The organism is Nocardiopsis halophila DSM 44494, assembly GCF_000341245.1.
In the GTDB taxonomy this organism is placed as follows: Bacteria; Actinomycetota; Actinomycetes; order Streptosporangiales; family Streptosporangiaceae; genus Nocardiopsis_A; species Nocardiopsis_A halophila.
In genome coordinates this window covers 19028-38013 of sequence record NZ_ANAD01000081.1, presented here as the reverse complement: position 1 = coordinate 38013, position 18986 = coordinate 19028, and the positions used below count along the sequence as shown (strand labels likewise).

At 70.5% G+C, this 18986-nt stretch carries 20 protein-coding genes, 1 tRNA gene and 1 pseudogene; 12 read left to right on the top strand and 10 right to left on the bottom strand.

Features of this window, described 5'->3' with window-relative positions; all coding sequences use genetic code 11:
- Positions 1-5: 5 nt before the first annotated feature.
- Positions 6-353 carry a DUF6507 family protein gene (locus D450_RS0110640; protein ID WP_017538650.1) on the bottom strand — a complete coding sequence of 116 codons (348 nt, stop codon included), beginning with the start codon at positions 351-353 and terminating at the stop codon, positions 6-8.
- A gap of 567 nt (positions 354-920) precedes the next feature.
- Between D450_RS0110640 and D450_RS0110630 the strand changes: the two genes are divergently transcribed.
- The 5 genes and pseudogenes from D450_RS0110630 to D450_RS0110605 all read left to right on the top strand — a co-directional run bounded on the left by D450_RS0110630 (position 921) and on the right by D450_RS0110605 (position 5024).
- On the top strand, positions 921-1250 hold the full coding sequence (locus tag D450_RS0110630; RefSeq protein ID WP_017538648.1) for a WXG100 family type VII secretion target: 330 nt from the start codon (positions 921-923) through the stop codon (positions 1248-1250).
- A gap of 58 nt (positions 1251-1308) precedes the next feature.
- A complete protein-coding gene (locus D450_RS0110625) occupies positions 1309-1614 on the top strand; it encodes a pore-forming ESAT-6 family protein (protein ID WP_017538647.1) in 306 nt (101 codons plus the stop codon).
- 138 nt (positions 1615-1752) lie between these two features.
- Positions 1753-2724, top strand: coding sequence for a TNT domain-containing protein (locus D450_RS0110620; protein WP_017538646.1), 972 nt, complete (start codon positions 1753-1755; stop codon positions 2722-2724).
- A gap of 48 nt (positions 2725-2772) precedes the next feature.
- Positions 2773-4075: pseudogene (locus D450_RS29960) on the top strand (EsaB/YukD family protein).
- A 25-nt stretch (positions 4076-4100) separates the two neighbouring features.
- Positions 4101-5024 (top strand): MinD/ParA family ATP-binding protein, encoded by a 924-nt coding sequence (locus D450_RS0110605; RefSeq protein ID WP_017538643.1) that lies wholly within the window; start codon positions 4101-4103, stop codon positions 5022-5024.
- A 684-nt stretch (positions 5025-5708) separates the two neighbouring features.
- Here D450_RS0110605 and D450_RS0110600 read toward each other — a convergent pair.
- Positions 5709-7280, bottom strand: a complete 1572-nt coding sequence (locus tag D450_RS0110600; protein WP_017538642.1) for a TROVE domain-containing protein — start codon at positions 7278-7280, stop codon at positions 5709-5711.
- Positions 7281-7390: 110 nt separating this feature from the next.
- Positions 7391-7461 (bottom strand) — tRNA-Leu (locus D450_RS0110595).
- A 610-nt stretch (positions 7462-8071) separates the two neighbouring features.
- Between D450_RS0110595 and D450_RS0110590 the strand changes: the two genes are divergently transcribed.
- Positions 8072-8461, top strand: coding sequence for a hypothetical protein (locus D450_RS0110590; protein ID WP_017538641.1), 390 nt, complete (start codon positions 8072-8074; stop codon positions 8459-8461).
- A 12-nt stretch (positions 8462-8473) separates the two neighbouring features.
- On the opposite strand, the gene D450_RS0110585 is transcribed toward D450_RS0110590, so the two are convergent.
- Together D450_RS0110585 and D450_RS0110580 are read right to left on the bottom strand one after the other, a co-directional pair.
- A complete protein-coding gene (locus D450_RS0110585; RefSeq protein ID WP_017538640.1) occupies positions 8474-8992 on the bottom strand; it encodes a GNAT family N-acetyltransferase in 519 nt (172 codons plus the stop codon).
- Between the two features lie 65 nt (positions 8993-9057).
- Positions 9058-9525 (bottom strand): MarR family winged helix-turn-helix transcriptional regulator, encoded by a 468-nt coding sequence (locus D450_RS0110580; protein ID WP_017538639.1) that lies wholly within the window; start codon positions 9523-9525, stop codon positions 9058-9060.
- A gap of 191 nt (positions 9526-9716) precedes the next feature.
- On the opposite strand from D450_RS0110580, the gene D450_RS0110575 reads away from it, so the two are divergent.
- A complete protein-coding gene (locus D450_RS0110575; RefSeq protein WP_017538638.1) occupies positions 9717-10919 on the top strand; it encodes an MFS transporter in 1203 nt (400 codons plus the stop codon).
- On the opposite strand, the gene D450_RS29955 is transcribed toward D450_RS0110575, so the two are convergent.
- The 3 genes from D450_RS29955 to D450_RS29950 all read right to left on the bottom strand — a co-directional run bounded on the left by D450_RS29955 (position 10870) and on the right by D450_RS29950 (position 12985).
- Positions 10870-11799 carry a glycerophosphodiester phosphodiesterase family protein gene (locus D450_RS29955; RefSeq protein ID WP_017538637.1) on the bottom strand — a complete coding sequence of 310 codons (930 nt, stop codon included), beginning with the start codon at positions 11797-11799 and terminating at the stop codon, positions 10870-10872. The two genes, D450_RS0110575 and D450_RS29955, sit on opposite strands and share 50 nt — an antisense overlap.
- 323 nt (positions 11800-12122) lie before the next feature.
- Entirely contained in the window at positions 12123-12395 is a 273-nt protein-coding gene (locus D450_RS0110565) for a hypothetical protein (protein WP_017538636.1), read from the bottom strand.
- The gene (locus D450_RS29950) at positions 12392-12985 is read right to left on the bottom strand and encodes a hypothetical protein (RefSeq protein WP_152520821.1); all 594 of its coding nucleotides are present in this window, start codon (positions 12983-12985) and stop codon (positions 12392-12394) included. The genes D450_RS0110565 and D450_RS29950 overlap by 4 nt, the downstream gene beginning before the upstream one ends.
- A 141-nt stretch (positions 12986-13126) precedes the next feature.
- On the opposite strand from D450_RS29950, the gene D450_RS0110555 reads away from it, so the two are divergent.
- The 5 genes from D450_RS0110555 (at position 13127) to D450_RS0110540 (ending at position 16309) form a co-directional block, all read left to right on the top strand.
- Positions 13127-13990, top strand: coding sequence for a helix-turn-helix domain-containing protein (locus D450_RS0110555; RefSeq protein ID WP_083932597.1), 864 nt, complete (start codon positions 13127-13129; stop codon positions 13988-13990).
- 10 nt (positions 13991-14000) lie between these two features.
- Positions 14001-14192: a DUF397 domain-containing protein gene (locus tag D450_RS32395; RefSeq protein WP_083932596.1), complete on the top strand. Its 192-nt coding sequence runs from the start codon at positions 14001-14003 to the stop codon at positions 14190-14192.
- Between the two features lie 65 nt (positions 14193-14257).
- Entirely contained in the window at positions 14258-14461 is a 204-nt protein-coding gene (locus D450_RS0110550; protein WP_017538633.1) for a DUF397 domain-containing protein, read from the top strand.
- 255 nt (positions 14462-14716) lie between these two features.
- Complete coding sequence (locus tag D450_RS0110545) at positions 14717-15634, top strand: hypothetical protein (protein ID WP_017538632.1); 918 nt, start codon at positions 14717-14719, stop codon at positions 15632-15634.
- Between the two features lie 261 nt (positions 15635-15895).
- Positions 15896-16309: a hypothetical protein gene (locus D450_RS0110540; RefSeq protein ID WP_017538631.1), complete on the top strand. Its 414-nt coding sequence runs from the start codon at positions 15896-15898 to the stop codon at positions 16307-16309.
- Positions 16310-16328: 19 nt separating this feature from the next.
- Here D450_RS0110540 and D450_RS0110535 read toward each other — a convergent pair whose 3' ends face one another.
- A complete protein-coding gene (locus D450_RS0110535) occupies positions 16329-17918 on the bottom strand; it encodes an RDD family protein (protein ID WP_017538630.1) in 1590 nt (529 codons plus the stop codon).
- A 9-nt stretch (positions 17919-17927) separates the two neighbouring features.
- Positions 17928-18908: an ATP-binding protein gene (locus tag D450_RS0110530; RefSeq protein ID WP_017538629.1), complete on the bottom strand. Its 981-nt coding sequence runs from the start codon at positions 18906-18908 to the stop codon at positions 17928-17930.
- Positions 18909-18986: the final 78 nt, after the last annotated feature.

The following is an 18986-nucleotide window of genomic DNA, read 5'->3' as shown; positions in this document are numbered from 1 at the left end:
CTTCTTTAAATGCAGAACCCGTCCAGATCGGCATGGCCTGCCTGCTCCTGGGCCCGTGCCGCCATCTCTGTGTCGCCGTCCAGATAGGCCGCAACCGCATCACTGCAACCAGTGACACATGATGCGCCGCGCGCCACCATCGCCTGCAGGATAGGCCCGCAGTTCTCTCCGAATTCCCCGAGCGCCTTTGTAATGGGGTAACTCGAAGCGCACTGCTCGGCGTAAGTAATCTTCTCTCCGACCGTCGTAGAATCTCCGACGAGACCACCGGTTCCGTCCTCACCACCGACCTTCGAGCCCACATAGCTCAATGTGGCGAAGACAGATTCCGCATCGATGTCCCACCCGCTCATCGCTCTCCTCGCATCTGCCGAGTGCTCCGGCGGCGGAGGCTACGCCTCGTGCCTGCTCTGAAAACGCCGTGCTTCGAAGCTCTGCGGAATCCTCTGAGCCCGCTGACCGGAATCGGCCGTGCTCTCCTGCCGGGCGTCAAGGGCGGCGGCGAGTCTCGCCAATGAGGGGCCGATCTGCTGACCAGATGCTTTGACCTGCGATGTCATCGTGTCCAATGCCACTTGCAGCCCTCGAGGCGCGTCCTGGTCCGAGGTGGTCGAGTCATCAGTGGCGTCTACGGATTCCGCAGGGTCCCCGTCACCTCGTTCCCAGACCGGATCCGGCTCCGGTACCGGCTCCACCAGCTCAAACTTCATCCCAGTACTCCCCGTTGCCGCCTGGACGCGGCGGATGCTCCTGACTGTCCCGTGGGGCGCATTATGCCTATGCTTGACCACGAAAGGTGAGGGCTTCCCTACGCGATGGGGGATGTCCGAAACCGTCTGCAACCGTTGGGGCACTCGGTGCGTCCAAGCCGGTTGGTCCCGTCAGGTGCGATAGAGACGAACTGGGGAGCGAGCGAACAGATGTCACGTTGGGACGTCGGCGATCAGACGCTGACCACGCTGGCCAACCGGACCTCCACCTCCGGTGACGAGCTCAGCGGGCTCATCCAGCAGCTGATCTCCGCTGCCGAGCCCCTGGCCGGGAAGTTCAACGGTGCCGGCAAGGCCGCCTTCGACTCCTTCAAGGCCCGCTCGGAGCAGATCACCGCGGACCTGAACGCCGGGCTCGGCTCCATCAACGAGGGCCAGCGCGGGATGGACAGTGCGTTCCGCACCGGGTCGCAGACCATGGCCGACGACGCCGGACGGAACATGTCCACGGCCAACTTCGACGCCGCCAAGTTCAAGTAAGCGCCCCCGGCCCCGAACACGATCAGCGGCCCCGACCCCGGCTTAGGAGCACCACCGCATGAGCGGCAACGGACGCAACAGCTACGACATGGGCGCCTCCGCCGAGGCGCAGGGCAACATCCACGCCGTGATGAGCCGTCTCGAGCAGATCATCGGCGACCGCGACACCGACGTCTCCAACGCGATGGCCGACTTCGAGGCCACCGGCGTCTCCGACGAGTACAGCGCCAAAGAGCTCAAGTGGCACAACGCCGCCAACGAGGTCCGCGAGATCATCCGGCTCGTGCGCACCACCCTGGAAGAGAACGACGGCACCGCGCAGAACGCCCTCAGCCGCGCGAACTCCGCCGTCCAGTCCATCTAAGGCCCCTACGGCGTCCGTCCTCAGGCGCCGCAGGGGCGGGGCCCGCGCTCGTCCCCTCCGGATCGTCTCTGTCACGGCCTTCCGCTACGGTGCGGGAGGCCGTCCTGCTCGTAGAGAAGAACAGAAGGAACTCCCCTCGTGGCGCGCGACTACGACAGCCAACTCCTGGAGTCCATCGCGGTGCGCCGCAAGCGGCTCCGGGAGGCCGTCGTCTTCGGCCCGCACCGCAGCAGGCGCCGCCTCGACGAGCACATCACCAAGCTGGTCGCTGGCCTGGTCCTGACCGCCGTCGGCTGCGCCGGGTCGGTCGGCTGGTCCTACCTGCAGAGCCACCTGGAGTCGCAGGAGGAGGAACAGGCCCAGGCCGAGGCCGGTCCCCCCGCGGTCGGATCCGCCCCCTTCCCCGCCGACTGGGTCGGCAGCGAGGTCTCCTTCGACATGCTCCGCACCGAGCTGGACGACGCCGGCGTCCCCGCGGACATGTACGTCCTGCCGGGCGACGAACGCCCCGACCCCGGCGAGGTCGACTCCTACTTCCTCTTCACCCAAGAAGAGGAGGGATACATCTCCGCAGGAATCGTCGAATACGAGCAGGGGCGCACCGGCCTGGAGTTCACCTCCGAGGACGAGGCCGCGCGCTGGCTCTTCCAAGAGCTGGTGATCCTCGATTCCGCCCCGCGGCCCCTCTCAGGGCAGGAGCGGCAGGAGGCTCGGGAGCTCGACGACCAGCTGCTCACCTCCGCTGAAGAGAGCCTGTCCGGCGGAGGGGAGTCTGCGAAGGTCACCTTGGAGCGGGGACAGCTCGTCGACGCCTACGGGCACGAGAGCGGATCGCTCCTGTTCCCCGACGGCCTTGCGTTCGAGGAGCGCGGGCTGCCGGAGTTCGTCCGGGCCGCCGAAGGTTCCGAGGCCTACCACCGATACCGTGTCACCTACCCGTTCCAGGTCTCAGCGTCGCACTCTCCGCGCTCGGAGGACGGCCCCGGCGGCGGGCTCCGCTTCCGGATCGACCCCGGCGGCTTCACCGAACCGCCCGAACTGCCGAGCATCCGCTGGCTCCTCCGCAACGGCTACTTGGAGCGCGTCGAGGCCGCAGACGTGCCGGACTGACGCCGTCCGCCCCCGCCCGACCGATGACGACAGTGGAGAAGGACCGCGATGACCACGTGGAGCCGCGTGACGCTCGTGGGCGAGCGCCGCAGGGTCGACGCCGTCCTGCCGGCCGACGAGCCGATCGGCGCGCTCATGCCGGACGTCCTGCGCATGCTGGGCGACGCCCCCGACGGCCCCGCCCTGCCCCGGCACCTCAGCACGGTCGGCGGTGACCTCCTCGAAGGCGGGACTTCACTGGCGGAACGCGGCATCTCCGACGGCGCCGTCCTGCGCCTCATCCGGTCCGACGACCCGGTGCCTGCCCCGATCGTCCATGAAGTCCCCGAGGCGGTGGGGAGCGCCCTAGAAGAGCACCCTTCCTATTGGTCGCCGACGGCCGCGAGGTGGACGGCGACGGTCGCGGTCGTCGCCCTCTTCAGCGGCACGGGGCTCCTCTTCCAGAGCGCGCTTCCCGATGGTGCCGCCGTCGCAGCGGCCGCCGTCATGGCCGGGCTGCTGCTCGGGGCGGGGGCGATCCTGGGCCCTGCATGGAAGGAGTCCCTGGGCACGGCCTTGACGCTCAGCGGCGCCCCGCTGGGCATGCTCGCGTCGTGGGCCGGAGCGAACCACTTCGGCCTCCCCGGATGGGCCGGGTGGGCGCTCCCCGCCGTCGTCGCCTCGCTGGTCCTGCTGCTGCTGGGTCTGACGTCGCGTCTCGGGCGCGGAGGGATCGTCGGCGGCACCGCCGCGCTGGGCCTGTCCCTGCTGTGGATCGGCTGCTTCGCGTTCGGTCTGGACTTCGCCGAGGCGTCCGCCCTGGAGGCGGTCGCGTGTGTCGTCGCCGTGAACGTCGTGCTCCGCGCCGCCCTCGCTTTCTCCGGCCTGACGGTGCTCGACGACCGCCGCACCGGCGGCGAGGAGGTCGCCCGCGAGGACGTCCGGACGACGCTGGCCGGGGCCCACCGGAGCATGGCCGTCACGGTCGCCGCGGTCGGCGTGAGCGCCGGGGCGGCCGGCTACGGCCTGGCGACCGACCCGTCCCCCTGGACCATGGTGCNTCGCCAGCCGCTCGCGGATGTTCCCCCTCGTCACGGAGAAGGCGCCGCTGCTCGCGGCCGCCGTCGCGGCCGTGATCGCCCTCGCCGCCGCACTGACCGCGGCCGTGCCGTGGGCGCCGCTGCCGGGGCTGGCGCTGCTCCTGGCCGCCCTGGTCATCCCGGTCGTCGTGCTGGCCGCCGAGCCCGCCGAGCACACGCGCGCCATGCTCCGCCGCAACGCCGGCCGCCTCGAAGCGGTGGCCGTGGTCGTCTGCGTCCCGGTCGCTATCGGGGCGCTCGGCACCTATGAACGCCTGCTGGCCACGTTCTGAGCGGGGTTCGAGGAAGGAGGCAGCCGTGAACACCCGAACCGACGCCCGGTCCGACTCGGATCGCCGGCCCGTCACCCGGCCGGGCCGCCATGGCGACCCGCTGCTCCGCCGCATCGGCCGGGGGCTGGCGCTGCCGTTCCTCCCTTCGGACCACACGCGCGGCTTCCTTGAGACCGGCGAGGCCCTGCAGCGGGCCATCACCACGGGCCGGAGGATCGTGGTGACCCGCCCGCGCGCGGGCGCGGACGAGGCCACGGTGACGGCGCTGCTCGCGTCGGTCTTCGCGCACTACCGCCACGACCGGGTGCTGACGCTGGACATCACGCCCGGGTCGAACTCCCTGGCGCGCAGGCTGGGCGTGACGCCGTCGTCCTCGCTCGGTGAGGTCGCCCGGAAGCGCGTCTCCGCCTCTTCCTTCGAGGAGCTGGCGCCGCACCTGGCCCACGTGCGGGACCGGCTGTGGATGCTTCCGGCCGTGCACAGCGGCCCTGAGGCGACCTCGCTCGACGCCGGCGCCTTCCAGGAGACGCTCCTTCCCATCACGCGCTACTTCGGGGTCACGCTCATCGACCGCGGTGCCGACGTCTTCGACGGGTTCAACCGGGCCGCCCAGGCGAGCGCCCACGCGCATGTGCTCGTGGCCCCGGCCACGGCCCAGGGCGCCGCCGACATCGGCCGGGGGTTCGACTGGATGACGACTCAGGGGGACGCGTCCCTGCCGAAGCGGATCGTCGTGGTCCTGGTGGAGCAGTCCCCCGACGAGGACCCGCGCTTCGATCACGAGGGCGCCGCCGAGGTGCTGCGCAAGAGCGGGGCCGAGGTCGTGCGCGTCGGCTACGACAGACACCTCGCCTACACGGACGGTCTGGAGCCCCGCCGCCTCTCCGCGTCCACGCATGCGGCGGCGACCCGGATCGCCCTTGAGGCACTGAAGAGGGCCGCACGATGACGAACACTCCCCCGCCGGGGAACCCCGGACCGCCCCAGAACGGGAACCCGTCCGGGCCTCAGCGTCCTCAGCAGCGACCACCTGGGCCGCCCGGGCCCGCGGGCACGCAGCCGCCGAGAAGGCCGGAGGCGCGGCCCCAGGAGGCCCCGGCTCAGCAGCCGCTCCGCCCACCACAGGGGCACGGCCGACCACCTGCACCGCCACCGAGTGCCGCCGGAGGCCCGCCTGGAGGCACGACGGATCCGACTCCCGCGCGACCTACGGTCGTCGCCGGCTCGGATGCCGCGCGCGCTTTCCTCGAAGGCCCAAGCGGCCCCCAGCCCCCTGCCGACGATGAGAAGGCCGACTGGAAGAAGGAGAAGCGGGAGCGGAAGGCAAGGCGGGGAGCCGACCCGAAGCCGAAGAAGCCCAAGGCCAAGAAGGAGCCCAAGGAACGGGCCACCGAACCGCCCGCTCAGGAGAACGCCGTCCCGTCCCCGAGTCGCGGCCCCGCAGGCGTGGCAGGGGGATATGAGGAGCAGCTGACCGCCCTGGCCGAACTCCCGTCCAACCGCCTCGCCCGAAGCGCGGTGCGCACCTTCCGGAAGGTCACGAAGAGAACGGGCTGAGGCGGGCCGAGTACACCCGTCGCATTCGCGGGGGGGGGCATCGGCCGCCCCGAAAGACGGGGCGGCCTTCACCGGATCAGCGGCTCTCCCACGGCCAATTCGCAGTCCGGCCCGCCTCGATCAGGGGGATCATCCGGAAGGCCGCGTCGCTGAGCCCCCCGAAGACGTGCCGGTTGTGCTCGCCCGAAGGGCCGTGGCCGTGCTCGTAGCCGGCGAGGTTCCAGGTGTACACCGGAACGGACTCCGGCACCTGCCGGGTCGGCTCTTCTCCCCGGTACCCGCCCCACGCCTGCTCGTCGGTGACGATGACGACCCGGTCGTGGCCGCGGAAGTGCGACCGCACCGCAGCGGCGGTGTCGGTGCCGCCCATGTCGCCGAACCGCTCCGTGACACGCAGCAGCGCCGCACCGGGCTCCAGGCGCACCTGCCGGGACTCGGTGCCGAACTCCACCAGGTCGGCGTCCGCGCACCGCATCGCCAGCGCCGCGCCGAACACCGCCGCGGCGTCCGCGCGGTTCAGGTCGGACCTGGCGGACAGGGGAGCCCGCATCGAGACGGACCGGTCCACGAGGACGAGGGTGCTCCCCTCCAGCCGGGGCACGTTGGCCAGTGAGGCCTGCAGCGCCTTCTCCAGGGCCTGGCCCCATCGCAGGGACGGGGCGGCCCGGAATGCGGACAGGAACCGCATGGGCAGCTGGCGGGAGCGCTTCACCCGAACGGGGTCGGCGAGCGTGTCGGCGACCTGCTCGGCGACCGCGTCGCTCACTCCGGCCCGGTCGAAGTTGCGGAGGTTGCGCAGCAGCGCCATGTACACCATGGAGGGGATGAGCGCCTCCCACAGCCGGGCCTTGTCGACCCTGTCACCGGCCAGCGACAGCGCCGTCTCCCACGTCATTCCGGCCTTGCGCAGCTCCTCGGCGTCCATCAGCGCCATCGGGTCGGCACCGGCCCGGTCGCGCAGCTCGGCATTGCGGACCAGGACGTCCAGACGCTCGGGGATCGGAGCATCCGGACGGTGGCGCCGGTCGATGGCGTACTTGAACAGCTCTCCCATCCAGGGCGCACCGAGCGCCGGGGGCGGGTGTACGAGCTCCAGCACGTCGCCGAAGCGGAAGCCGCGGCTGTCGGTGTCGTACTTCAGCAGGGTCCGCTCGTTGTACACGCGGGGAACCGCGTCGGCGATGCCGCGCTTGACGGGCTTGGGGATGGCGCGCCCGAAGTGGGACGTCCAATAGGCCAGTGCCTCTCCGGGCTCGTCGGCGCGCATCAGGGCCGCATCGACCATCTGGCGGGAGTGGCCGTGGGCGCCCGCGTCCACGCGCGCCTTGGCCCCCTCCAGAGCGGCCACGAGCGCGGCCGAGCGCATGTTCCCCTCCTTGCGCAGCCACCGGACCATGCCGGTCAGCCACTGGGGGTCCTCGACGGCGACCTTATGGACCAGGCCGCGGAAGCGCGCGTCGCGGCCGCCGGCCGCTTCGTAGAAGGTGTTCTCGCCGACCATGTTGGTCACGGCCAGCAGGAACAGCTCGGACCGGGCGTCACGCGCGTATCCGGGGGCGCCCTCATGGGTGCGCCCGGACGGGGCCTGCTCGGAGGTGACGGGGCCACGGCCGGAGGGGCGACTTTCGGGCCGATTGAACTTGGCCATGGTCGGGGACTCCTTCTGTACCGGGAGGAGTCACGAACCAGAAGGGTGCACCCGAGATCAAGGTCGACGGCGGGCACAAAAGCGCTCTACCTATTGAGCTACACCGGCGGTGCCGGTGACAGGACTCGAACCTGCGACCTCTCGATTCTCAGTCGAAGTAACCGCCGTCTGCGCACCGGGCGCACCCCTCTGTCTCCGCTCCTCCCGAGATCACTGGCGGCGACGGTCTTCCCCGCTGAGAAGCGAGTTGACAGGCCATGGCGAGCCCGCGTGATTTCACACCAGAAGTATCCGTCGCCTTCACACCGGGAGTGCGTGGAACACGCTACCGACGTGTTCCGTGATGGGACCAATGGTTTTTCCTGATCGCCTTGCACCCCGTCTCGGCGCTCGGTGACACATGTCGCCCCGGCCGGAAGTGGCCCCTTCACCCGGATCCGGTCAGGCGGCTGTGCGAGTGACGGGGCGGTGACGGTAAGTTCGTGCGTCGGTCATCGGACCCCCATCATTGTTAGGACACCATGAATCCCTATCCTCCTGGCCAGGCTCCCTCGGGCGGGCAGCAGGGGTCGCAGTATGGAGCACATCCTCCTGTGCAACCGCAGGCGGGACCGCCTCACGGGCCGCCTGGGCATCCTTATCCCGGGCCCTACCAGAACCCCGGGGGACTTTCCCAGGCCGCCCAGGCCGCTCCGGCGCCTCCTTACGGTGCCGGCTATCAGGCTCCCCCGCCCGGGGCGTATCCGTACGGGCCCTATGTCCAGCCCTATACGAAGGCCAGGCCGGGCTCTGTGACCACGCTCAGGGTCTTCATCTTCATCTTTGCGGGCTTCTCGACCCTCTTCACCCTGATCTTCACGGGACTGGTGGTCACAGGGTTCTTCGCCGCCGATCCTGATGAGGAGGGGTTCCTGGTCCTCTTCGGGGTGCTCGCCATCGTCTTCGCCGTCATGAGCACCTGGCAGTTCTTCCTCGGCGCGAAGGCGGCGACCCCCAAGCTGTGGGTGATGTGGGCCACTATCCTGACCTACAGCCTGACCGCTCTCGTCGGAGTCCTCAGCTTCCTGTCGAACCTGGCCGCCGATACCGGGAATCAGCCGGCCCTCTTCCCGCTCATGGTCTCCATCGCCATGATCGCCGGAGCCGGAGCCAACAAGTCCTACTACTCCGGCAGGCACTGATAAACCCGGTGTCTACACCGCCTCCGGGTTGAGCGCCTGGAAGAGGACGTGGTCCTGCCATTCGCCGGCGATCTTCAGGTAGTGCGGTGCGACCCCGAACGGGGTGAATCCGTTGCGCCGCAGTACGCGCTGGGAGCCGGTGTTGTGCGGCAGGGTCTCGGCCTGGAGGCGGTGCAGGTCCAAGGGGCCGAAGGCGTACCGCTTGACCTCGGCGACCGCGGCCGTCGCCAGCCCCCTGCCGTTGTGGCTCTTGGAGACCCAGTAGCCGATGGCCGCGGACTGGAACGCCCCGCGGATGATGCCGTTGATGTTGATCCGGCCGACCACCGACCCGTCGTCGGCCAGGATCGCGAACGGGGCCCCGGCCCCCGACGTGTAGGCCCTCAGGGCCTCCTCGATCTGTTCGCGCTGCCCCTCGGGTGTGAAGTAGCGATCGTCCCTGAGGGCGTCCCACGGCCGCATGAACTCTCGGTTCTCCGTCAGGCACTCGGCCAGGGCCGGGGCGTCCTCAGGGGTGAGGAGTCGCGTCACTCTTCTCATGGGGGATGATCCTCTCTCAGTCCGCTCCCCCGGGAGATGCGCCCCTCGGCCTCCTGTCAGATTCCGGTGCGGTGCGTGCGCAGGGCGTGCACAAGAGGCGCCAGCTCGGGATTCTTCTCGGCCGCGTCCAGGACCTCTTCAAGGGCCGATTCGTTGGTCGGCCTGGCCTCGGCCAGGAGCGACCGCCCCTTGTCGGTGATCGCCGTGTAGATCCCGCGCCTGTCGTTCGGGCAGATCACCCGTTCCAGTAGTCCTCGGTCCTCCAAGCGGTTGACGAGGCGGGTCGTCGCGCTCTGGCTCAGCACGACCGCCTCCGACACCTCGTTCATCCGCATCTTCGACCCGCTCCGGTCGCTCAGCGCCGCCATGACCGAGAACTCGCGCACGCTCAGCCCGTGGCCGGCCTGGAGGGCCTTCTCGACATGCGTCTCGATGGTCCCGTGCAGGAGCGACAGCGCGCACCACCCCTGCGCGAGTCCTGCCCCGCCGCTCCTCGGGGCCTCTTCCATGGCGTCGGTGCCCATCGCCTGCCTCCTGCGCGCTCACTGCCCGCCCCCAGGGTAGCTCCGCCTGCAACTGACCGCGTGGGGGCAGAAGAGGCGTAAGCATATAATGCGCGTGGGCATATAGCCCGCGCTTGCAAATAGTCCGCGCGTGCATCTAATGTCGGCGCATGCCTTCTTCACACCGCCCTCGCACCGGAGGGACGGCGGCCATGCCGCTCGCCCTCTGGGCGCTCGCCATCGGCGCCTTCGGGATCGGGACCACCGAGTTCGTGGTCACCGGCCTCCTGCCCGGGATCGCCGCCGAGTTCGGGGTCTCCGTCTCCACCGCCGGCCACATGGCCACCGTCTACGCCACCGGCGTCTTCCTCGGCGCCCCCGTCACCACCGCCCTGGGGACGCGCTTCGGCCGCAAGCCGATGCTCGCCGCCCTGATGGTCCTGTTCGTGGTGGGCAACCTGCTCACCGCCCTGGCCCCCACGTTCGGCCTGCTCCTGGCCGGCCGTGTCGTCGCCTCGCTCACCCACGGCGCGTTCTTCGGCATCGGCGCCGTGGTCGCCGCCGACCTGGTCGCCCCGCAGCGGAAAGCCGCCGCGATCGCGTTCATGTTCACCGGCCTCACCCTGGCCAACGTGGTCGGCGTGCCCTCCGGGACGTTCCTCGGCCAGCACCTGGGCTGGCGGGCCACCTTCGGCGCCATCGCCCTGCTCGGCGTCGTCGGCCTCGCGGGCGTACTCGCCCTGATCCCCCGGATCCCGCGCCCTCAGGGCGCCCGACTGATGCCCGAGATCGCCGCCCTGCGCAGCCCGCAGGTCGTGCTCGCCATGGCGATGACCGTCCTGGGCTTCGGGGGCGTGTTCGTGTCGATCACTTACATCGCCCCCATGCTCACCGAGGTGGCGGGCTTCAGCCCCTCCAGCGTCACCTGGGTCCTGATCGCGTTCGGCGTCGGAATGGTGGTCGGCAACACCGTCGGCGGCCGTCTGGCGGACAAGGCCCTGATGCCGCTGCTGTTCACATCGCTCACCGCGCTGAGCCTCACCCTCTTCGGGTTCACCTGGGGCGCGCACAGCATGGCGGCCTCGGTCGTGTTCGTGTTCCTGATCGGCGTCTTCGGCTTCGCGACCGTGCCGCCCCTGCAGAAGCGCGTCATGGACAAGGCCTCAGGCGCCCCGACCCTGGCTTCCGCCGTCAACATCGGCTTCTTCAACCTGGGCAACGCCATCGGCGCCTGGCTCGGCGGATTCGTCATCGACCTGGGGTTCGGCTACACGTCCCCCAACTGGGCCGGCGCCCTGCTGCCGGCGAGCGCGCTCGTGCTCGCCGCCGTCTCGGCGCGCATGGACCGCGCCGAGGCCGCCGGGGTCACGGGCGGGGCCGGGGCCGCGGTCCCGGATACCGCTTCGGCAGCTTGAAGCCCCGGTCCGCCATGACCTCCCGCAGCCGGTCCGGGTAGTCGGTGATCAGCCCGTCCACGCCGTCGTCGATGAGCTTGTGCATGGTCGCCTCGTCGTCCACGGTCCACGGGATCACCTCGATGCCGCGCCCATGCGCCCGCTCCACCATCTCCTCGGTCACGTAGGGCTCGTAGTCCGGGTCGTCCACCGTCCCGTCCTGCGGGAACCCGTGCACCGGGGAGAAGGCGTCCGCGCCGAAGGAGTCGACGGCGGCGACGGGGTCCCCGCCGAAGTCGTCGATGTCGATCCCGCCCAGCCACGGGGAGGCCCCCGGCTCCCCCGTCTCAAGGAAGTCATGGTTGGTGAGCGCAACGAGCGGCAGGCGCGGCTCGACCTCGTGCATGCGCATCAGCGCGCCCCAGTCGAAGCTCTGGATCGTCACCTGGCGGAGCATGCGGGCCGACCGCACCTCGGAGGCGACCACCTGGACGAACTCCTCCCGGGGTGCGGTCTCCTCCGGGGCGCCCGCCTCGACCTTGGTCTCGACGTTGAGCTTGACCTTGTAGGCCCGGTAGCGGTGCACGAGGTCGAAGACCTCGCTCAGCAGCGGCATCCGTGCGCCCGGAACAGCGCGCTGGTCCGGGAACCGCGGGAGCGTCTGGGAGCCGCAGTCGAGCGTCCTCACCTGCTCCAGGGTCAGGTCCTTGATGTAGCGCCCGACGTACGGGTAGAGGGGATCGTCCGGGTAGGCGGGTCCGGTGTCCAGGCACTTGGCGGCGCTGATCTGCCGGTCGTGCGTGACGACCGCCTCCCCGTCCTTGGTGATCTGCACGTCGAGCTCCAGCGTGGTCACGCCGAGCCGAAGGGCGTTCTCGAAGGCGGGCAGGGTGCTCTCCACGACGAGCCCCAGGCCGCCGCGGTGGGCCTGGAGGTCGAAATGGCGGTGGGAGGCAGGAGCGGCATGGGCCGCGGCGGGGACGGAGAGGGCCGCCGCCGACNNNGGGGGGGGGGGGGCCCCCCGCCGACACGAAGGCGGTCGCGGCCGCGAGGAGGCGTGGGTACATGGGGCACATGTTCGGCGGGGCGCGCGACCGACGCATGGGCCTTCGGTGAAGGGGGACTGAAGTCCCGGCGACCGCCCGCGGGGCCCTCCTTCGGGGAGGGCCCCGCTCTGGGCTGTGGTGGGCGGGGTCTGTCGGGATCTGTCGGAGTCGGGCGGGGTCACGGGCTCGCTCGGCGCATGAGGGTCCGGGCGATGCGGGCCGCGCAGGCCAGGTGCTGGACGTAGTCGTGCTGGACGTCGCGGTCCGGCGCGCTGCGGTCGAGCACGATCTCGGTGGTCGGGGAGAGCGTGAGGGTGATCCGCTCGCCGTTCTCCTCGATGCGGATCTGGTCCGGGCTGAGCCGGGACAGGGTGCGGTGCCCACCGGAATCGGGAGCAGGGTCGGATCCGGGGGCGGGCTCGGGGCCGGAGCCGGACGGGCGGGCGGTCATCGCGGCCCTCCCGAAAGTCCGGCGGGGCCGGTGGGCAGGGCCGGCTTCGGGGCGAGCAGGTCGCCGGGCGGGCGGGGCCGGCCGGAGGGCAGGGCCGGACCGTTCACCGCGCCCACAGCCGGAGCGCCGGTCACAGCGGTGGCAGCGGTTGCGCGGGCGGGCGCGGCCTTGGGTCCGGAGGCCGGGGCGGGCAGGTAGTTGCGGGCGTGGCCGGGCGGGGTGAACTCGCTCAGGGCGAAGTCCAGGGCCTCGATGTCGGTGGCGGCCAGGGTGGTGTCGTCCTCAGCGCGGTGGTGGGCCTGGTAGGGGGCGCGGTCGGCGGGCTCGTAGGTCAGGCGCCACAGGGCGCGGTGGCGCACGGCGGCCTCGCAGAACCGGGCGTAGTCCGGGACGGCGAGCGGGGCGGTGTAGGGGCGCGGGCGCGCGTGCCGGGGCCGGTGCACCGGGGCCGGCGGCGTCGGCACACGCGGGGGCGGGGTGTAGCGCCGGGCCTGAGCGACGGCCGCTTCCAGACGCGCGACCTGGCAGGGCTTTCCCCGACGGCCGATCAGCGCAAAGAGCGCAACGAGAGCACGGTAGATGACGGACATGGGACGACTCCCTCGTATGGGCCGCCGAAGCGACCAGAAGGTTACCGTTGACCTCACACAGTAATCGCAAACTGCGATTTTGGGGAGCGTTGACAGCAAACTCTTTCAAGTTGAGCTGTAGGCCAGCGCTACCATCGGGACATGCCACGCCTCCCGACTCCAAGCCCCACGGTGCGCAAGCGGCGACTCGCGGCCGAGCTGCGACGACTCCGCGAACAGGCGAACATGACCGGCCAAGCTGCCGCGAAGGAGCTGGGGTGGCAACACAGCAAGCTCACACGGATCGAGAAGGCTGATCAGGGCGTCAGACTGGACGACCTTGAACAGCTGATGGACTTGTACTCCGTGCACGACGGCTCACTGCGCGACGGTCTCCTCCAGCTTGCACGCGACGCCAAGCAACGCGGCTGGTGGGCCGATTATCGCGATGTCTTCAGCCCCGGCGCACTGCCCGATTTCGAGGCAGAGGCGTCAACCATCAGGTGCTTCGAAGCACAGGTAGTCCCTGGCCTCTTCCAGACGCCGCGCTACATCGAAGCGATCTTCCGTGGTGGGGCAGCACACGCCCCTGAGGTGATCCAGCGGCATGTGCAGGCCCGGCTCGAACGACAGCGAATAATCGAAGGCGTCCACCCCGCGAAGGTAGACGCAGTGATCGATGAAGGTGCGCTTCGGCGCCTCGTCGGCGGGCCCGACGTCATGTCCGAACAGCTACAGCACCTTCTCAACCTCGCACCACGCCCCAACATCGACATTCGCGTGCTGCCGTTCAGCGCGGGCGCTCATGCTGCTGTGCTCGGTTCGTTCATCATCCTGGAGTTCGAGGATCCCCTGGACCCGGCTCTCGCCTTTACCGAGGGTGTAGGAACTAGACTTATCGTCGAAGAAGCGCACCAACTGGACAGATACACCGAGGTATACGGTCACCTGCTGGGGGCTGCGCTGCGCCCCGACCCTTCGATCGAGTTCATCCAGAAGCTGATGGAAGAGACCGTCCAGACCTAGAGAGTCCCAAGTGGTACCCGTGGAGACACTGCACTTCCGCAAGTCCAGTTACAGCGGCAACGCCGAAGCATGCGTCGAAGTGGCTACCGCGCCAGCGACCACGGCCGTCCGAGACAGTAAGCACCCCGACCAGGGTCATCTCTCCTTCATGAGTGCAGAGTGGCACGCCTTCCTAGCAGGAACCAGACGCGACCAGCTCTGATGGGGTCTGCTTGGAGAAGATCGTCCGCCTCGAGTGGACGCGTTGAAGCGCGAGGGTTCCTAACCATGCCTCCGCTGCCCACATCCAACGATCTCGTCTTCAAGAAGAGCAGCTACAGCAGCTCACACGGCCAGAACTGCGTCGAGGTCGCCGACCTCCCTCAAGCGAGCGCGGTCCGCGACAGCAAGCACCGAGAGGCCGGCCACCTCATGTTCGCTGTCGCCGAGTGGCACGCCTTCCTCGAAGGCATCAAACATGATCGGCTCTAACGGCTTCCAGGAAGCATGACGCCTCGCAGAGCCTCGCCCCGACGGGTCCCACCGCCGGGGCTTCTGCGTCTCAGGGGTGTCCGACACCAGGCCTAAGGCACTGACGATCTGCGCGCGTCCACCCCCCTGTAGCAACGAACCCGCAGGTCACCGTCCTATGCGGGAGACGAGTCACCCATTTTCCGTTACCGAACACCTACTCCCTGTATTATCCCGAGCCTCTCGGTTTCCCCTCACCACTTCTCGGGACCTCCCATGGACGACGACCGTGCCGCCCATCCCCCTGAAGACCGTCCCGCGCCCCGGAAGCAGCAGAACCACGGCTCGCACAACGACGGCAACCTCATTCAGGCGGGCGACATCTACGGCGACGTCTACTTAGCGCCGCCCAAGGCCCGGCGGACACCGCGCAGACGCCTGGTCACCGCGATCGTGATCGGGCTGGCCCTCCTCACCGCGAGCACGGCCGCCGCCCTCACCGCCGTCCGGCTCGCCCCTCGACTGCACTGGTCGGGCGAAGGAACCACGGCCGACGCCGGTCCCGCCGGGCCCTCCGGGGAGGCCGAACCGTCGCCCGCCCCATCGGCCGGCGCCGACGCGTCCGCGGATGCGTCCCCCGAGGCCTCCCCCGATCAGGCCGACGAAGGCGAGCCCTCCGCCGAACTTCCCCCGGATGCCATGGAGAACACCACCGCCGCGGCCGGCGAGGTCGACGCCTCCATCACCGCGTGCAGCTCCCCCCGGACGATCGGCCACGTGGACTGGTGGACCTGCATCCGCGACGCCGACACGCACCTCGAACACTTCGTCCGCCTGGAGAACGGCGGCGACGGCGCGATCGAACTCAAGGCCCGCCTTGAGCGCCACAACGCCGGCGACGGCTTCACCGACTGCCCCGACGGCTGGTCGGCGGACGCGGGGCTCCCGTTGACCGTCCCCGCCGGAACCCCCGTGGAGACGGCCGCCGGCTGCACCTCCCAGAAGGCCGCCTACGCCTTCCAGACGCTCGCCCAGGTCGCCCTCCCGGACGCCGTCTGGGGCTACCGGGGGATGTCACCGACGCTCCATCTCAACGACGAGGGGAAGACCACCTTCGGGGCGCGAGCGGTCGCCGGTCGGCCGCATCCGGTCGCGAGGCCGCCCCACGGCCGCGGAGTCGGCGACCACAGATAGATTCGGACCGGCCACGTTCCAGATCCGCCGTTGCCGGAAGTACTGCCAGAAAGGGACGAGCACGTGCAGCCCCCTCCCCCGCACCAGCCGCCCGGCGGCGGCTATGAGCCGCTCCACCCCGGAGGCGGACACGCGCCCCCGCCGCCGCCCGGGTACGCCCCTCCCCCTCCCCCTGGGTACGGGCTGCCTCCCGGTGTCCAGTACGGCCCCGGATACGCGCCTCCCGGAAACCCCTACGCGTCCTCGTACGGCCATCCGCCGATGAAGAAGCGCCCCGGGGCGGTGACGGCGATCCGGGTGTTCGTGTTCATCAGCGCGGGATTCGCCTATCTGATCGGCCTGATCCTCACCGGCATGGCGGCCGGGGCCCTGCTCTCGCCGGACGTCGCCGCCGACCTCGACATGGAGGGGTCCGCGCGCGGGCTCGTGTTGGGCTTCGGGCTGGTGATCGTGACGATCGGCGGGCTCATGACCTGGTTGGGCGTCAGAGCGGGGCGCCCCGGCAAGGGCATCATGTGGACCATCGTGGTCCTCTACTCGATCTCGGCCTTCTTCAACCTGATCACCCTCAGCCTCGTCGGGTTCGGGGTGGCGGTCCTCATCATCGTGCTCGCCGTGAGCGGGAACGGCCGGGCCTTCTACGAAGGCCGCTGGGGCCCCTGGTACCACTCCTAGGCCGGGGAGGCGCCGCGGACTATGCCCGCACCACCCAGGTCCCGGCCATCTGGTCCTTGAGCGACCGGAAGTAGGGCCTGTCCTTGAGCAGGAACGCCGCATCGACCGCGAGCCCGAGGCCCAGGACGGCCCCGAAGCCGAGCGCCAGCCCCGTCCGGACCGCCGCCGCCCTCCTCGTCGGCGGCTCCGCCGTCTCCGGGTCCACGACCCGGATGCCCGCCGCCCACTTGCCGAGGGTCTGCCCCGTGCGGGCCGTCGGCAGCCAGAAGTAGCCGACCGGCGTCGCCAGGACCCCGAGGACGACGAGGGTCGAACCGGTGTACAGGGCGGCGGCCCCCTGCGGGATCGGGGTCAGCTGCACCGCGATCACCAGGCAGGTCGCCAGCACCAGGTAGACCAGCAGGCACGCCAGGGCGACCAGGACCCCGTCGAGCACCAGCGCCCAGAGGCGCCGGACCGGCGGCGCCGGGAGCGGGGCCTGGTCCGGCCGGCCCCAGCCGGGCACGGGCTCGGCCCCGCCTTCGGAGAACGCGTCCCCGTCCACGGTGCGCGCCAGGACGATCTCGCACGCCAGCGCCCCGATGAACACCAGCAGCGGCACGCCGGACCAGGACGGCGGCGTCCACCCGATCGCCGACGCGGACACCGGCACCAGCGCGAAGGCGACCGCCCACGGCACGCCCGCCCGGCGCCTGAGGAGGGACCTCCGGAACTCCACGGGGATCCGCCCCAGGTAGGCGAAGGCCCCCGCGGTCAGCGCCGTGGCGATCCCCGCGACCACGGTCCGCGTCCAGAAGAGTGCGGAGGAGTCGGACTCCCCCGACGACGGATCGAAGGCGATCAGCGCCATCACCGCCGAGATGGCGGCGATCACGACCGAGGCCGCCACCACGGCGCGGGTGGTCTTGCGGCAGAGGACGTAGGCGAAGCGGACCACCCGGGAGTCCCCGGGCTCCAAGGCGAGGACGGCCCGCAGGGAGCGGAGGGCCCGGATCCTCCGGTGGCGTTTGAGGTCGATCTCGGCGAGGTTGCGCAGGGCCTGGGTCCGGTCCGGGTTCAGCCGGAGCGCTTCGCGGAAGTGGGGGACCGCGGACGCGTCGTCCCCCAGCCATCGCAGGAGGACGCCGCACTGCACCTGCACCCAGGGGTCCTCCGGGGCCAGCTCGACCGCGCGCTGGAGCGCGGCACGGGCCTGCGCGGGGAAGTGGCCGGAGTTCGGGAAGCGTTTGCGCCAGCAGTCCGCGAGGGAGGAGGCGACGATGATGTGCCCGCGCACGGAATCGGGGTCGATCCTGAGGACGGCCGCCCCCGCCGCATACGCCTCGAAGGCCCTCCCGGCGTCCCTGATCGAGAACCCCAGGCGGACGTAGGCCTCCTGGTTGTCCCCGTTCAGGGCGATCGCCCTCTGGGCGGATTCGATGGCCTCCTGGTGGGCGCCCAGGTTCGCCTGGGCCCACGCCCTGAGCGTCCAGAGGGCGTCCGATTCAGGATGGGAGGCCAGGCCCCGCTCGGTGAGCTTCAGCGCCTCCTCGGGCTTGCCCATGTCCAGGCGCATATCGGCCTGGCGCAGCAGTTCGCCGAGGCCGGTTCCCGGGTCGGTGACGGACATCGGCCGCGGTCACCTGCGCGAACGGTTGCTGCGGATGTACGCGGCGAGCTCGTCGTAGGCACCGTCCGCCGACCCGAACTCGACCATGTTCCGCGCGGTCTCCATCCACGGACCTGTGGACGGGCGCAACTCGCCGAGCACGGCGCGGAAGTCGTCCATGACGATCGGCCGCACCCTGCCCGCGCGGGCCGACTCCAGCAGCGCGCGCTCGGCCGCGCTCTCCACCAGGTGGCTGATGTCCGCGCCGGAGAACCCGTCCGTGTGCTTGGCGATCTTCCGGGCGTCGATGTCCGAGGAAGGCCGCTCCTTCAGCTCCATCCCGACGATCGACGCGCGCGCTTCGGCGTCCGGCGGGGGCACGAAGAGCATGCGGTCCAGGCGGCCGGGACGCTTGAGGGCACTGTCGATGTCCCACGGGTGGTTGGTGGCGGCCAGGAAGAAGACGCCCTCGTTGTCGTCCTCCACCGAGTCCAGTTCCGTCAGCAGCTGGGTGACGACCGGGCGCAGCCAGGACGCCATGTTGCCGCGCCGCCCGCCCATGGCGTCGAGCTCGTCCATGAACACCACGCAGGGGCTGTACTGCCGCGCCTGGCGGAAGAGCGCCTGGACGTTGCGCGAGCTCTTGCCGTCGAGGATGTCGGCGACCGACACGTAGAGGAAGCGCGCCCCCATCTCGCCGGCGATGGCGCGGGCGATGTAGGTCTTCCCGCACCCCGGAGGCCCGTAGAGCAGGAGGCCGCCCCGCAGGCTCTTGGAGAACGCCTTGCGCAGCTCCTCATTGCGCATCGGCATCAGGAAGGCCGCGTTGATCCGCTCCTTGACCTTCTCCATCCCGGCCACGTCGGCGAGGGTGATCTTCTCGCGCTCGGTCGGGAAGTCGTCGTCGTCCAAGGGGTCGGGGACCTCCGGGTCCCACGCCCCCGGTCGCGCCGCCCCCGTGCCGCGCGCCTTGCCGGCTCCGTCGGCTCCGTCGGCTCCGTCGTCGCGCACGAGGGTCGCCGTGCCGCCGCCCTCGGAGAACCNCCCCCCCCCCCCCCCCCCCCGCCGGCTCGGGCCCCACCTCGGCGG